The organism is Bacteroidales bacterium (assembly GCA_029210725.1).
Classification (GTDB): Bacteria; Bacteroidota; Bacteroidia; order Bacteroidales.
Genome location: JARGFM010000018.1, coordinates 1 through 14,232, shown reverse-complemented (window position 1 = coordinate 14,232; position 14,232 = coordinate 1). Strand labels below are relative to the sequence as shown.

The 14,232-nt window shown below is 48.1% G+C and carries 13 protein-coding genes and 1 pseudogene; 3 read left to right on the top strand and 11 right to left on the bottom strand.

Annotated features, from left to right (window positions below; translation table 11 throughout):
• The first annotated feature begins 3 nt into the window (after positions 1–3).
• Positions 4–2,394: a penicillin acylase family protein gene (locus P1P86_11100; GenBank protein ID MDF1575723.1), complete on the top strand. Its 2,391-nt coding sequence runs from the start codon at positions 4–6 to the stop codon at positions 2,392–2,394.
• A 4-nt stretch (positions 2,395–2,398) separates the two neighbouring features.
• Here P1P86_11100 and P1P86_11095 read toward each other — a convergent pair whose 3' ends face one another.
• Together P1P86_11095 and P1P86_11090 are read right to left on the bottom strand one after the other, a co-directional pair.
• Positions 2,399–2,788 carry a response regulator gene (locus P1P86_11095; protein MDF1575722.1) on the bottom strand — a complete coding sequence of 130 codons (390 nt, stop codon included), beginning with the start codon at positions 2,786–2,788 and terminating at the stop codon, positions 2,399–2,401.
• A gap of 165 nt (positions 2,789–2,953) precedes the next feature.
• A complete protein-coding gene (locus tag P1P86_11090; protein ID MDF1575721.1) occupies positions 2,954–4,123 on the bottom strand; it encodes an IS4 family transposase in 1,170 nt (389 codons plus the stop codon).
• A 246-nt stretch (positions 4,124–4,369) separates the two neighbouring features.
• On the opposite strand from P1P86_11090, the gene P1P86_11085 reads away from it, so the two are divergent.
• Positions 4,370–5,128, top strand: coding sequence for an ROK family protein (locus tag P1P86_11085; protein MDF1575720.1), 759 nt, complete (start codon positions 4,370–4,372; stop codon positions 5,126–5,128).
• Here P1P86_11085 and P1P86_11080 read toward each other — a convergent pair.
• The 8 genes from P1P86_11080 to P1P86_11045 form a co-directional block, all read right to left on the bottom strand.
• Positions 5,125–5,907, bottom strand: coding sequence for a DUF1080 domain-containing protein (locus P1P86_11080; protein ID MDF1575719.1), 783 nt, complete (start codon positions 5,905–5,907; stop codon positions 5,125–5,127). The two genes, P1P86_11085 and P1P86_11080, sit on opposite strands and share 4 nt — an antisense overlap.
• Before the next feature lie 112 nt (positions 5,908–6,019).
• The gene (locus P1P86_11075) at positions 6,020–6,859 is read right to left on the bottom strand and encodes a class I SAM-dependent methyltransferase (protein ID MDF1575718.1); all 840 of its coding nucleotides are present in this window, start codon (positions 6,857–6,859) and stop codon (positions 6,020–6,022) included.
• Between the two features lie 75 nt (positions 6,860–6,934).
• On the bottom strand, positions 6,935–7,372 hold the full coding sequence (locus P1P86_11070; GenBank protein ID MDF1575717.1) for a CGGC domain-containing protein: 438 nt from the start codon (positions 7,370–7,372) through the stop codon (positions 6,935–6,937).
• A gap of 316 nt (positions 7,373–7,688) precedes the next feature.
• A complete protein-coding gene (gene katG / locus P1P86_11065) occupies positions 7,689–9,896 on the bottom strand; it encodes a catalase/peroxidase HPI (GenBank protein MDF1575716.1) in 2,208 nt (735 codons plus the stop codon).
• Between the two features lie 190 nt (positions 9,897–10,086).
• A complete protein-coding gene (locus P1P86_11060) occupies positions 10,087–10,734 on the bottom strand; it encodes a phosphotransferase (protein MDF1575715.1) in 648 nt (215 codons plus the stop codon).
• Positions 10,679–11,032, bottom strand: coding sequence for a phosphotransferase (locus tag P1P86_11055; GenBank protein MDF1575714.1), 354 nt, complete (start codon positions 11,030–11,032; stop codon positions 10,679–10,681). The genes P1P86_11060 and P1P86_11055 overlap by 56 nt, the downstream gene beginning before the upstream one ends.
• Before the next feature lie 7 nt (positions 11,033–11,039).
• Positions 11,040–12,497: a threonine synthase gene (thrC, locus tag P1P86_11050; GenBank protein MDF1575713.1), complete on the bottom strand. Its 1,458-nt coding sequence runs from the start codon at positions 12,495–12,497 to the stop codon at positions 11,040–11,042.
• A 3-nt stretch (positions 12,498–12,500) separates the two neighbouring features.
• Positions 12,501–13,409: a hypothetical protein gene (locus P1P86_11045; protein ID MDF1575712.1), complete on the bottom strand. Its 909-nt coding sequence runs from the start codon at positions 13,407–13,409 to the stop codon at positions 12,501–12,503.
• Positions 13,410–13,419: 10 nt separating this feature from the next.
• On the opposite strand from P1P86_11045, the pseudogene P1P86_11040 reads away from it, so the two are divergent.
• Positions 13,420–13,977, top strand: a pseudogene (locus P1P86_11040) (class I SAM-dependent methyltransferase).
• Between the two features lie 8 nt (positions 13,978–13,985).
• On the opposite strand, the gene P1P86_11035 reads toward P1P86_11040, so the two are convergent.
• Positions 13,986–14,232, bottom strand: a 247-nt coding sequence (locus P1P86_11035; protein ID MDF1575711.1) for a carbonic anhydrase, incomplete at its 5' end; no start/stop codon positions are given.

Sequence of the window (14,232 nt, the reverse complement as noted above, 5' to 3'; positions counted from 1 at the left end):
GATATGAAATTATTTAAGCGAATTCTCACCGCCATTCTGATTGTCATCGTACTGGCCCTGGCCGGCGGGATGATTTTTCTGAACAGTGTAAAAACCAGGGCCCTTCCTGATTACAATGCAGGTGCAGACCTGGCCGGCCTGAGTGCCCCTGTAACGGTATTCCGCGATTCCATGGGGATTCCCCATATCTATGCAGACAATGAAGCGGATCTTTACCGGACGGCAGGCTACGTCATGGCACAGGACCGCCTGTGGCAGATGGACCTGTTGCGGCGTATTACCACCGGTCGCCTTTCGGAGGTGCTCGATCCGGGACTGGTGGAGGCGGACCTTCTCTTCCGGGCGCTGGAGTTTTCAAAAAAATCACGACAGTTGATTTCACAAACAGATCCTGATATCCTGCTGTATGTGGAGGCATTCACTGATGGGATCAATCAGTTTATCAAACAGCATCAGAAAAAACTTCCCTTCGAATTTACCATGCTGGGATACAAACCCGATCCCTGGATGGTCGAACACTCCTTCAACCTGATCGGGTATATGGCCTGGGACCTCTCTTCGGGATGGAACACCGATATGGCGCTCTACAAGATCCAGCAGCTGGTCTCCGACACCCTCTTCAGGGAGCTGTTGCCTGACCTGAGTTACCAGGAGATTCCCGTTTTCCCCGAGTATATGCAGTCAGACAAAACCCTGGCATTGCAGACGGCCATGGAGGATGCCATAGAAATCATCGATAAACTGGGCCTGCAGGTGTTTGAAGCATCCAACAACTGGGCGGTATCAGGGGAGAAAAGTGAAACAGGGATGCCCCTTATGGCCAATGACATGCACCTGGGACTGATGGCCCCGGGGATCTGGTACCAGATGCACCAGGTAGTAGAAGGTAAATTGAATGTGACCGGCGTGGCCCTGCCTGGCGCTCCCTTTATTGTTGCAGGGCACAACGAGGATATCGGATGGGGAATGACCAATGTGACCGTGGATGATCTGGATTTCTACCTGGAGACCATCAATCCGTCCGACAGCAACCAGTACCTTCTGGATGGCCAGTGGATGGATATGAGAATCGAAAAGGAAGAGATCCCGGTGAAGGGAGAAGAGGCGCCGGCTGTACGGATCAACCGCTTTACCCACCGGGGACCGGTGGTCAGTGAGTTTAAAGGGGTAAAAGATAAGGTGTTGTCGGCCCGGTGGCAGGGTAATGAATTCAGCAATGAGGTCCGAACAGTTCATTTGCTGAACCACGCCGGAAACTGGGAAGAATTCAGGGATGCGGTTAAAACATTCACCTCTGTGAGTCAAAATATTGTTTACGCCGACCGTTTCGGAAACATCGGGCTCCAGACATCCGCGGGAGTTCCCGTCAGGCATTCGGGGGGCATTCTGGTCTACCCGGGCGATACCTCTCTTTATGACTGGCAGGGCACGGTCCCCTTTGAGGAGCTGCCCTATTCCTATAACCCCGCATGCGGGTATGTCTCCAGTGCCAATAACAAGACGGTGGGTGCAGACTACCCCTACTACATCGGGACCTGGTTCAGCCTGCCCTGGCGCATCGGCCGGATCAGGGAAATGCTGGAAGAAAAAGAAGTACTGGGAACAGAAGATTTCAAACGCATGCTGCGGGACCAGCACTCCCATATGGCCAGGGCAATGACACCGGTCTATCTGGAGGCCCTGCAGGATGATATTGCAGGGGAGTACCGGCAGGCCTATGAGGTACTGGCTGAATGGGATTATAACATGCATGTCTCATCTGCTGCCGCCCTGATCTTTGAGATCATGTGGATGGAACTGAACAGTGCCATGTTTGAGGATGAACTGGGCGATCAATATGACCTGCTGGCATTCACCTCCATAGCCGGTAACCTGGTGGAAAGAACCAGGTTAACAGGCCAGTCTCTGTGGTGCGACAATGTGAATACAGCGGACAGGACAGAGAGTTTCCAGGACAATATCCGGACCGCCTTTCGTCAGGCTGTAGATACCATTGGTACCATGTACGGGCCTGATGTGTCTGCCTGGGAATGGGGGGCGCTCCATAAAGTGGCCCTGATGCATCCTCTGGGCAGTGTTTCCATCGTGGAAAAGCTTTTCAAGGTGAACCGGGGGCCTTATGCCATCGGGGGCAGTTCCCATACGGTATCACCCTACAGTTATCCCGAAGGAAGAAGCTTTGTGGCCAATCACGGAGCCTCCGAGCGCCATATCTTTCACACAGCCGACTGGGACAAGTCTCTGACAGTGATTCCCACTGGTATATCGGGGATCCCCGCTTCCCCCCACTACCTGAATCAGACCCCCTTGTACATCAACAATCAGTACCACAGAGATTTTTACAGCAGGGAGGCTGTAGAAAATAACCACCTGTATAAGGCGGTATTTGAATAGTAGATCAGGAGAGATAGCTGTCCATCTTATCAAGCAGCAGGCTCATGTTCAAAGGCTTGGTGAGATAGTCGTCACAGCCTGCCAGTTTAGCCTCCTGGTGGTCGGTGGAGAAGGCATAGGCAGTCTGTGCAATCACCACGATGTCGCGGGCAAAGGCTTTGATTTCCCGGGTGGCAGTGAAACCATCTTTTTTCGGAAGATGAATGTCCATCAGGACCAGGTCGGTTTCCGGGTGCCTGCGAACATAATCCACAGCCTCATCCCCATCTGCAGTAAATGAGATCGTGGCGCCGGTTTCCTTTAAAAAAGTGCCCAGAAGGTAAGCACTTGATTCATCATCTTCCACCACCAGGATGGTTTTTGAATTCCAACGATATATGGGCTGTTCTTCCATGAACATTTTGGTCTGGTATGAATTAATGCTTTATAGAAAGTTAAGGAAAAATATTCCACTATAAGCCTTTTTAACTCCAATAATTTAGGCTGCGACAAAAAAAAAACTAATTTTAAAATCCTTAAACCATCTAATTAATCATTATTAAATCTCATTAGTGTCCACTTAAAAGTTATTGATTTTCAACTGTATATAATTTAGTTCTTTGACATCTTTGTAATCGTGATTCGTAAGTAGCTCTTTTATAGGTGTTTTATCAAAAAGGGAGATGCTTAATATCTGTAGGATTTCGTAGGTTGAGCGGTCTACTTTCAATTTGTAACCGATTATGGCCACCAGGCAATATGCAATTACAGCTGAATAGATCTGGATCTTAACCGCATTGGGGCTTGTTCCCCAAAATGACTTAATCTTCAGATGTTGTTTCACCCATTTGAAAAACAACTCGATCTTCCACCGATACTTATAAAGAAGTGCGATCTCTGTGGCAGTCAGGTCAAAATTGTTGGTTAAGAACACCAAGGTTTTATCTGTTTCTTCATCGTAGTATTTTATTCTGCGAAGTTTTTCCGGATATTCCTTCAGTGGGTAATACGTCACAAGTTTACCTGTCTGGTCGGAGAGTACACCTGATTCTTTATCGGCTTTGTGTGAGTACATTCGTTTAAACTGGGTATTTGATTTAGCCCTGGTAACAAAGTATGCTTCATGGCGATGGATCCTGTAAAGTCTTCCAAAATCAAGATAACCTCGATCAAGGATGTAATATCCACCGGTTTCATACTTCAACTGATCCAGGATATTTACATCATGAACCGAAGCATTAGTAATATAGATATAACTTGGGATAGAAGTCTTTACATCCAACATAGCATGCAGCTTAATGGCTCCTTTGGTTTTGCGGAACTCCGCCCACCAGAAGACACTCAGGCAAAGATCAATGGTTGAAGAATCAAAGGCATATACGTTAGCTTTTATGTCCAGCTCAAAGTCTCGGGTTACCGCACATTGTCTAGCTTGGTCGATCATATGGTATGCAAACTCTTCAAAGATTTTGCAGTTCCGTTTTTCATTCGCCTTAGCCAGATTGGAACGGGTTACGCTTTTCCCAAATCCCAGATGATAATACTTGGACTTGTGAGCATCCAGACCAATCATAAGATCTCGCAGACTTTCCCTGCCGGAAAGCTGACCAAACAGCATGCTTAGAAGTTGATTCCAGCACGTGAAAAACCTAACATACTTGTTTCCATGGTACTTATCTACCATACGGTCAAAGATTCTTTGAGGGAGAAAATCTGTAAGTTGAGCAAAGACATATTTGCCTTGATTCATGGTTTATCGCTTTTAACAAAGCTAAAACCACTATTTTCAATTGATTCTCCTCGCAGCAAGCTGCGAGGAATCATCTATTAATTGTTTATTTTAAATGTGCTCGCTTACCCCGCAGCAGAGCTACGGGGAATGCGCTCGCGTAATTCAAATCGTCACGCACCCAAAAAGCTCTACAACCTCGATGTACAAAGGATTTCAAAGAACGTATTTTAATATTTAGTGGACACTAATGATTAAATCTATAAAATGAAACTGAGGAAGATCCTGGGAATTGATATCGGAGGTTCCGGAGTCAAAGGGGCCATTGTTGATACAAAAAAAGGAGTGCTGTTAACTGAAAGATATCGCATCCCTACCCCGCAACCTGCCACCCCCGAAGCCGTAGCCAAAGTGCTGGGAAAAATTACGAAACACTTTGACTGGAAAGGACCTGTGGGAGCCGGATTTCCCGGAGTCATCCAGCAGGGTGTGGCCCGCACAGCCGCCAATGTGGATAATAGCTGGATAGATAAGAACCTGAATAAACTCTTTTCAAAGGCCACCGGCTGCAAGGTGCATGTGGTCAACGATGCTGATGCTGCCGGGATGGCCGAAGTCGAATTCGGGGCAGGGAAAGGAAAAATGGGAACCCTGCTGCTGGTCACCGTGGGTACCGGACTGGGGACCGTGATTTTCAGCAACGGGAAACTGGTCCCCAACCTGGAGATGGGCCATATCCTTCTTCATGGAGCAGATGCCGAGCTTTATGCCACCGATGCGGCCCGTAAAAGGCTTGAACTGGATTGGGATACCTGGGCCGGACGTTTCAACGAATACCTGCTCCGTTTGGAAGAACTGGTCTGGCCCGATCTGATCATCATCGGAGGAGGAGCCAGCAAAAAAGGAGACAAATTCTTTCCCCATCTGACAACCAAAGCCAAAGTAGTCCCCGCCAAACTGATGAATGAAGCGGGCATCGTGGGTGCTGCCATGGTCAGCAAATACTACAACAAGCTGGAAGATTAATCCAGTTCTCTGATCCGGATATTTCTGAAAGAGACCTCCCCGGGATGGTCCTGAAAACAGATATGTCCTTTGGAGAACCTGCCAAAACCATCCCAGCGTGCATCGCCGAGATATTCGGCCTCCTCCGGTCTGCTGAACTTGCTCTGTTGAACCATGGAATCCCATCCGGGGCCCCTGAGCGGGAAAGAATTTACAAGTACCTCGTTTAAAACCACATCTCCCCGGTTGGCTTTGTAATCTATTTTTATGTGGTAGGAGTTCCATTGGCCGGCAGGCCTGGCTGCGTCCAGGACAGAAGGTGCCGACAGATCGTACAGGGCCCCCACAAAGTGCTTATGAGCCTCCAGATCCTCCCGGGCATTATTTACTTCTATCTCTCCGCCGAGAGCTATCCCGGGCTTATCGTAAATGGCCGGATCCAGGATTTGAATTTCCGGTCCGGTCTGATAAGGATAATGGTACTTATCATCCTCCTGGACACCCCACATGAATCCGCTGTTTCCTCCGGGCGCTATTTTCCAGTCAAACTGTATCTCGAAGCTCTCATATACTTTGTCCGACAAGAGGCTGGCATCCCCTTCCCCGCTCTCCATGTCCGATATCCCGTTAAATATCAGAATCTGATCCTCCACGATCCATCCTTTCTTTGTTCCCTCATCCTGGAAAATATGCCAGCCTTTCAGGGAGTTGTCAATAATCAGAGATTTCCATTCAGAGGTCCTTGTCTGGCAATTGCTGAAAAAAACAAGCGTAAGCAGGGCTAATAATGACTTTTTCATGCTTTGTATTTTTAGTTATCAGAGATTTGCTTATCATATTCCCTTAATAAGCGGCACCTGTGTTAAATATCTTCATTTCCTTTTTTTTCTTAAAAGGTAATGCGGGGCAGTGCTATTTTCGTGTTTTATAGAAAGTGACATTTTCTCCATCCCAGATATCCCTGGCAGGCAGAATGTTTTCAAAATGCTCTGTCTCCCGGAAGCCTCTGGAAGAGAGTATTTCCATCATATCATCCCAATTAAAATAGTGCGTCCAGAATCGATAGTTCTGTATCCGGTCCGATTCATCCACGATGGTATGCTGCTTCAGGAACACCTTTGATCCCGGATAATGAAAACCACTGGCCAGTTCCAAATAGGGCGTTGGCTTCCAGAAACCGCTGAATTCATACGACCAGGTCTGCTGCTCCTGGAATTTCTGATCTGCATTACGCTCATTCAGCACATCAAAGACAAAAAGTCCGCCAGGTTTCAGCGCTCTGTAGATCCTATCCAGCAATTCAACTCTTTCATCCGGTAGCAAGACCCCCAGGTCTGTATAAATAAGGATAATAAGATCAAACTGATTCTGGTAATCCAGTTTCAGATAGTCCTGAATTATATAATTGATCTTAAGGCCCTTTTCCCGGGCCCTGTTTGTGGCATAGCCTATGGAGCTCTTTGAAAAATCCATACCGGTGCAAAAATGTCCTGTCCCGGCCAGCCTCTCTAAATATAAACCCGGCCCGCAGCCCAGATCAAGTATGGTCAAGGGAGTTGTATGGCAGAATGACAGAATAAACTCATGGGTCCGGTTTATGCTTTCCAGTGAGCGGCTCGCTGAATCGACTTCCGGATTCAGATGCAGTTCCAGCAACTTTCCTGAGATATGCTCATCCGTCCAGATGACGGAGTCTCCTTTTTCATAGAGTTCCGGTTTCTGAGCTGCCAGATGCACTTTGTCTAAATTCATACACGTTCTGTCTGAAAAAACAGCTCATCCCATTTTTTACCTGGTCCGGGATTCCCTGCCGGGGAGTTTACTTTCCTAATCATATTCTTTTCTCATCTTTTCATCTGCCAGGGTCGGGGCAATTAATTCCTTCCACTCATCACTTTGCCAGGTTTCAAGGTTCCCATGGGTAATATAATACTTTTGGGGTATAGGATGAGTTCCAACAAGCACTTTTATCTTGTATTTGTCTTCTATAAAATTCTTAAAATGAGAAATGTAAGGACAGGGGGGATAAGCAACAACAAAACCCGTCGCAAAATGAATAGCTTCTGCCCCGATCTTAATCATTTCTTCAGGGGCATATTCAATATTTCCACCCGGGCAGCCACCACAACTGGTATATCCGGCAATTTCCAAGGCTTCACTTTTACTGTAAACAGCAAAGGCCCCTTCTCTGTTTCGCATAGCCCGAAAGCATTTCCCTCCTGCACAGTTACTGTATCTGTCGCAGATTATAATTCCTACTTTCATCTGATTAATCTCCTGAGTTTATTTTTTATAAGAAGCTTGTATCATATATCGCCATTTAAATGTGCTCGCTTACCTCGCAGCAGAGCTACGGGGAATGCGCTCGCGTAATTCAAAATTTGCATTTCCCGCGCCAGGCCAGAATTAAAACTAAGCTCAATTTATGATTACTTTGGAAATTATCCCTTACCAGCCTGTCTGTTTTTGTATATCATTCATCCATTCACAAAATGCTCCATAAAAAAAAAGGTGCCCCGTGAGACACCCTTAAAAGTTACATATCCGGTTCCCGGCTCGGGCCAGGTCCATGTGTCCGGACTCAGGCCAGGTCAAAGCGATCCAGGTTCATAACCTTATCCCAGGCTGCCACAAAAGCCTTCAAAAAACGGTCCTGCGCATCAGCACTTCCATACACCTCGGCCAGTGCCCTGAGTTCCGAGTTGGATCCGAAGATCAGATCTACCCGGCTTCCTGTCCATTTTAAGGCACCGCTTGAACGATCACGTCCTTCAAAGCTTTCTTCATCCACGGAAGCAGGCTTCCAGACCGTATTCATATCCAGCAGATTTACAAAAAAATCGTTGGTCAGAACTCCGGGTCGCCGGGTGAAAACTCCATGACCGGAGTTGTCAGCATTTGTATTCAATACCCGCATCCCTCCTACCAGAACTGTCATCTCGGGAGCAGTCAGCTGAAGTAACCGGGCTTTATCAACCAGCAGCTCTTCAGTAGCTACGCTGTATTTCGTTTTCAGGTAGTTACGGAAACCATCGGCTGCCGGCTCCAGGACCATGAACGATTCCACATCGGTCTGCTCCTGCGTTGCATCCATCCGGCCCGGGGTAAAGGGAACACTTACGGGAAAACCCCCATCCTTTGCAGCTTTCTCCACCCCTGCACAACCGGCCAGGACAATTAGATCGGCCAGAGAGACCTTTTTACCTCCAGTCTGCGTACTGTTGAATTTTTCCTGGATGCCCTCCAGCTTTTCCAGCACCTTCTTCAATTGAGCTGGCTTGTTAACCTCCCAGTCTTTTTGAGGGGCAAGACGAATGCGGGCACCATTGGCACCTCCACGTTTATCGGATCCCCGGAATGTGGAAGCCGAAGCCCATGCAGTGGATACCAGCTCCGGCACAGAAAGTCCCGACTTTAATACTTCCGCTTTTAAGGCTTCAACCTCCTTCTTTTCAATCAAGGCATGATCCACGGCCGGTACTGGATCCTGCCAGATAAGTTCTTCTGCGGGTACTTCGGGGCCCAGGTAACGCTCCCTCGGTCCCATATCCCGATGGGTCAGTTTAAACCAGGCACGGGCAAAGGCATCGGCAAATTCTAAGGGATGTTCATGGTATCGTCTTGATATTTTTTCATAAGCGGGATCAAAGCGTAATGAAAGATCCGTAGTAAGCATGGTTGGCGCATGCTTTTTTGAAGGATCGTGTGCATCAGGAATTACCTCGCCGGCATTTTTAGCCATCCACTGATGTGCGCCCGCCGGACTTTTTACCAGTTCCCATTCGTATTTAAACAGGTTATCGAAGAAGTAATAGCTCCACTTGGCCGGAGTCTGTGTCCAGGTCACTTCGATACCACTGGTAATGGTGTCGCCTCCTTTCCCAGAGCCATAGCTGCTTTTCCAGCCCAGACCCTGGTTTTCAATGCCTGCCGCTTCCGGTTCGGGTCCGACATGTGCCGCATCGCCGGCTCCGTGTGTTTTCCCGAAGGTATGCCCCCCGGCGATCAGAGCCACTGTTTCTTCATCGTTCATGGCCATCCGGGCAAATGTTTCCCGGATATCCCTGGCCGCAGCCAGGGGATCAGGATTGCCTTCAGGCCCTTCCGGATTCACATAAATAAGTCCCATCTGCACCGCTGCAAGCGGATTGTCCAGATCACGCTCGCCGGAGTAACGTTTTTCCCCCTCCAGCCAGGCAGTCTCCGAACCCCAGTTTACATCCTCCTCCGGCTCCCAGACATCTTCACGCCCACCGGCAAATCCAAAGGTTTTGAATCCCATGGATTCCAGGGCCACATTACCGGCAAGGATGATCAGGTCTGCCCAGGATATCTTCCGGCCATACTTTTGTTTGACCGGCCAAAGCAGTCTGCGGGCCTTATCCAGGTTGGCATTGTCTGGCCAGCTGTTCAGGGGCGCAAAACGTTGCTGTCCGCCTCCTGCTCCACCACGACCGTCGCCCGTGCGGTAAGTCCCCGCACTGTGCCAGGCCATGCGGATGAATAAGGGTCCGTAATGCCCGAAATCTGCCGGCCACCAATCCTGGGAGTCAGTCATCAGATCGTGCAGATCCTTTTTCAGTGCCTTCAGATCCAGGCTCTTGAATTCCTCTGCGTAATTAAACTCCTCCCCCATCGGATCCGATAAAGAAGAGTGCTGGCGCAGTATATTCAATTTCAACTGCTCTGGCCACCAGTCGCGATTTTTCGTTCCGCCGGATCCCACACTCTGCATTTTGGTAGCACCGGTCACCGGGCATTTGCTTGCATTGTCCGATTTATTTTCCATATGATACTTATTTTCAGATTAACGAATATTAATTCTTAATAATGGTATAACAGTCCAGGTCACAAACTGTTTATACCATCTGCTTCAAAAAGACAGGGAAAAGTCCGGTTTCAGACAGGTCTCACGGAATAATCCTGGCGAGATCATGGACAGGGCTAGGTTCCGGCTTCCAAAGCACCGCTCCATCCACTTATGGAAGAACCCGGTTCAGAAAATCCCCGGCGTCTTGCTGTTCCACAAAATCTGTGAGTACTTTCAGGCCCAGATAATGATCTGCCAGGCCGGAGTCGGGCCGGGAATAATTGAAATTCCTGTGCCGCCAGAAAGTCATGGCGGCTCCGGCATAAACGGTAAATGCCTGTAGGTACTGCTCTTCCAGATCCAGCAATGAAATCTCCTGCAGGTAGCCTTTCAGCAGTGCCCCGGCCTTCTTAAAATCCACTGCTTGTCCCTCCGGGCAGGTCCCTATGATCATCATTCCGATATCAAAGATTCGATAATAAAAAGCCGACTCTTCAAAATCCAGGATGGCTACGGAGCGATCATCCTCGCTGACAATCACATTGTCGCAAAAGACATCGCCGTGAATAAAAGCTCTGGGTAAATCCGGGCTCAGGTAAGGAGAAAAATACTCATGCTTTTGCCTGAGCCACCTCTCGAACCCGGTATTTGCTGCGTACTTCTCCACCTGCCCAAACTGCTCTCTTCCATAACTGAGCTTCCTTGGCAGATATTCAGGAGCTTCAATTTTGTGAAGTCTGCCCAGTTCCCTTCCTGCCAGTTCAATCAGAGGAGGTGTCAACTCTTTCAGAATCTTTCCTTCCACAAAACTCTTCATGATGATGGCTTTCCCCCCCCCGGAGGATAAGGGGTTCATTTTTAAGGCTGCGCTTTACCCTGGAGGTCCCAAAATGATTCCTTTCCAGATGCTCCAGCAGAAAAACCAGGTCCCTTGCCTGCTCCGGTTTTTTTTGTTCGCAAAGGGTCAAAACATATCTTCCCTTTCCTGCTTCTACCAGATAATTGGTATTTTCCCATCCTCCGCTTAAAACCTTAAAAGAGCTGATTGAATGAAGGCCGAAATCCGCGGAGATCGCCTCAATGTCTTTTCGTGATAATCTGCTGTAATGGGCCATACCCGGACTATGTATTTGCTCCCCTGCTTTGCTCCCAGTAACTTTCCATTGCATTTAACAAAGCTTCTTCAAGATGCTCCTGCTCACAGCTATATCCTTTCTGACAAAGCTTCTTCGCTCTTTCCAGGGAAGGATGAATGGCCGCCGCGGGTAAAGCTCCAGCCTCAAGCGACTTTTTAATGGCATCCGGGAATTTCGCCGGATGTGCCGTGGCCAGGCAGATCAGTTTATGATCGCCTGCTTTCTCCGCCAGTAAATCAGCCGCAGCCAATGCAAGCGCTCCGTGCGGATCCAGCAAATACCCCTCTGTCTCGTAAGTTTCCCTGATAGTCTTTTGGGTAAGCTCATCCCCCACGCTCACAGAAAGAAAGCCCTTTTGATAGGCCTCGTAGCTTTCCAGATCAAACTGAACGATTCCCTTTTCCTCAAATTTTTCCATCCACCGTCTGATTTTCTCCGGATCCTTCCCGATGGCGAAGTATAAATATCTCCAGAAGTTGACAGGGACCAGAATATCTATGGCCGAAGAAAGCGTTTCATGGATCTTCTCCTTTGAAAAGATTCCTTTTCGGAAAATACGGTCCAGGCAGGCATTCCGGTTGTTGGCCACCATAAGAGTTTTAACGGGCAGGCCCATATTACGGGCCAGGCTGCCGGCACACAGATTTCCAAACCCGCCTGAAGGTACGGATAAATTAATCTCCTCTCCGACCGCATCGACCACCTGCAGATATCCATAAACATAGTGTACAATCTGCACCATGATCCGTCCCCAGTTTATGGAATTCACACTTCCGAGCTTTACCTTTTCTTTAAAAGCCTGGTTTGCAAACAATTTCCTGATAGCCGCGTCCAGATCATCACCACCTTCCGGATAATTAAAAACACCCACCGGATGAACATTCAGCTGGGGCAGGGTGGTCATCTGGCGCTCCTGCTCCTCGCTAATCTTTCCCCTGGGATAGAGTACCCAGGCATCCAGTGCGGGCAAACCTGCAATAAAGCTGGCTGTTGCCGGTCCTGTATCGCCCGTGGTAGCAACAATGACAGAAAGATTTTCTCCTCTTCTTTCCAAAAAGAAATTCAATAGGTTCACTAAAAATACCAGGCCTATATCCTTAAAGGAGAGGGTGGGACCATAAAAAAGTTCCATGACATAAGTGTCCTTCCGTGACGGCAATTTCCGGATCGGGATAACCTCCCCGGCCTCAAATGTTCCATAGGCTCTGTCGATCAGACCCTTTAGCTCCTCTGCCGAAAGGGTGCTTCTGTCCATAAACAGTGACAGAATCTCGAAAGCCAGGTCTTTATAGCCCAGCCGTTTCCAATCCTCTAATTCGGATTTGGAAATACGGGGAAGGTGTTCCGGTACATACAATCCGCCATCTGAGGCAAAGCCGTTTATCACAGCGGTCTCAAGATCCACAGGGTCTCCCCCGCCCTTAATACTTACATAGTTCAGCATGGTCTACTTCTTCATTTTGGAATACTGGTCATATACCGCCGAAGCAATCATAATATCCTGTACTGCAACACCCGTAAGGTCCACCACAATAATCTGCCGGTCGTCGCTGCGCTGCAGCTCCCGGTGTTGGATAGCCGTACCCAGCTCCACTACTTTATCATCCGAAATAGAACCCGCTTTGACTGCCTGATAGATCTCCCCTCTGTTTTTACTTTGCGGAAGACTGTCGGCAATAACCAGATCCGCCTTCTGCAAGAGGGCACTTTCCAGTTCCTGCTTATCCGCGGTATCGGACCCCACGGCCACTATCAGTGTTCCGGCTTCAATATCCCCGGCTTTTAGCAAGGGAACTTCAGAAGGAGTGGTGGTGAAAATGATCCCGGCATTCTGAGCCACTTCCTTGCAGGTGGAAGCCAGGTGCACCTCAAACTGATGGTCCAGTTCTGCCTTCATCTTTTCGGCGTGTTCCCTGTTTCTTCCCCAAAGCCAGACGGTCCTGCAAACAGCGTTTTTTTGCAAATACTCCAGTTGTAACCTGGCCTGAACACCGGTCCCGATAATCCCGGCTGCTTTGAGTTTCCCCGGCGCAAAATACCTGGCCGCCAGGGCCCCTGCAGCGGCGGTCCGGATATCGGTCAGATAACCTTCGTCGAGCAATACCGCCTCCGGCTGGCCTGTTTTCTGCTTGAACAATAACATCAATCCCTGTCCGGACGGAATCCCCATTTTGGGATTATCATAAAACCCGGATGCTATCTTAATGACATAAAATTCGCCGCCTTTTATGTAGCCGTATTTAATGTGGACATCGCCGGGAGGGTCCTCAAAAAGCAACTCTCCCACCGGCGGAACAACGGTGTTCCCCTTACTGTATTCCATGAAACCTTTCTTCATGGCTTCGAGAACATCGATTTTTTGAACGATTGATATCCAGTTAATCTGCGAATATTATTCGAGCATAGAAAGACAGGGACCGGGCAGTCCAGAAATAACCCTGAAAGCATTGAGCTTCATCGACAATCTGTCTGATAAATCCCGGATTGCCGACCTTGGTTGTGGAACAGGGGGAGAAACTATGGTGCTGGCACAGCATACAACCGGAACAATTACAGGAGTTGACCTGTTCCCCGCATTTATAAACCTGTTTAATTCAAATGCCGCTAAACTCAATCTCCAGGATCGCGTGGAAGGCATCATTGCTTCTATTGCTTCTATGGAAAAACTCCCTTTTCAGCCCGAAGAAATGGACCTCATTTGTTCAGAAGGGGCTATTTATAATATAGGTTTTGAACGTGGCCTGAACGAATGGCGGAAATTTTTAAAGCCCGGAGGATACGTGGCGGTATCGGAAGCTTCATGGTTTACAGAGGATCGACCCGGGGAGATCGACAAATTCTGGATGGATGCTTATCCCGGAATAGACACTATTCCCAAAAAAGTGGAACAAATGCAAAAAGCCGGATACATTCCTGTTGCAACACAACACTTTCAATTTTCAACAAAAAGCAGTTCTCCCTTCGTCAACGTATAGAAAAGGCCTACTATTTTTATCTCTCCGTTTTCTTCCATTTCTTTTAAGATTGGGCTTTTTGATCTGATTGTTGAAATTGCATGTCTTACGTTATTCTCAGATACAAGCTTTACAAATTCTTCATTCCTGGAAGTCATATTACCCTTGTAGTTTTGACTCATTTTTATGGCAGGTTTTATTTTTGAAAGCGTTGTAGTCAGGTTT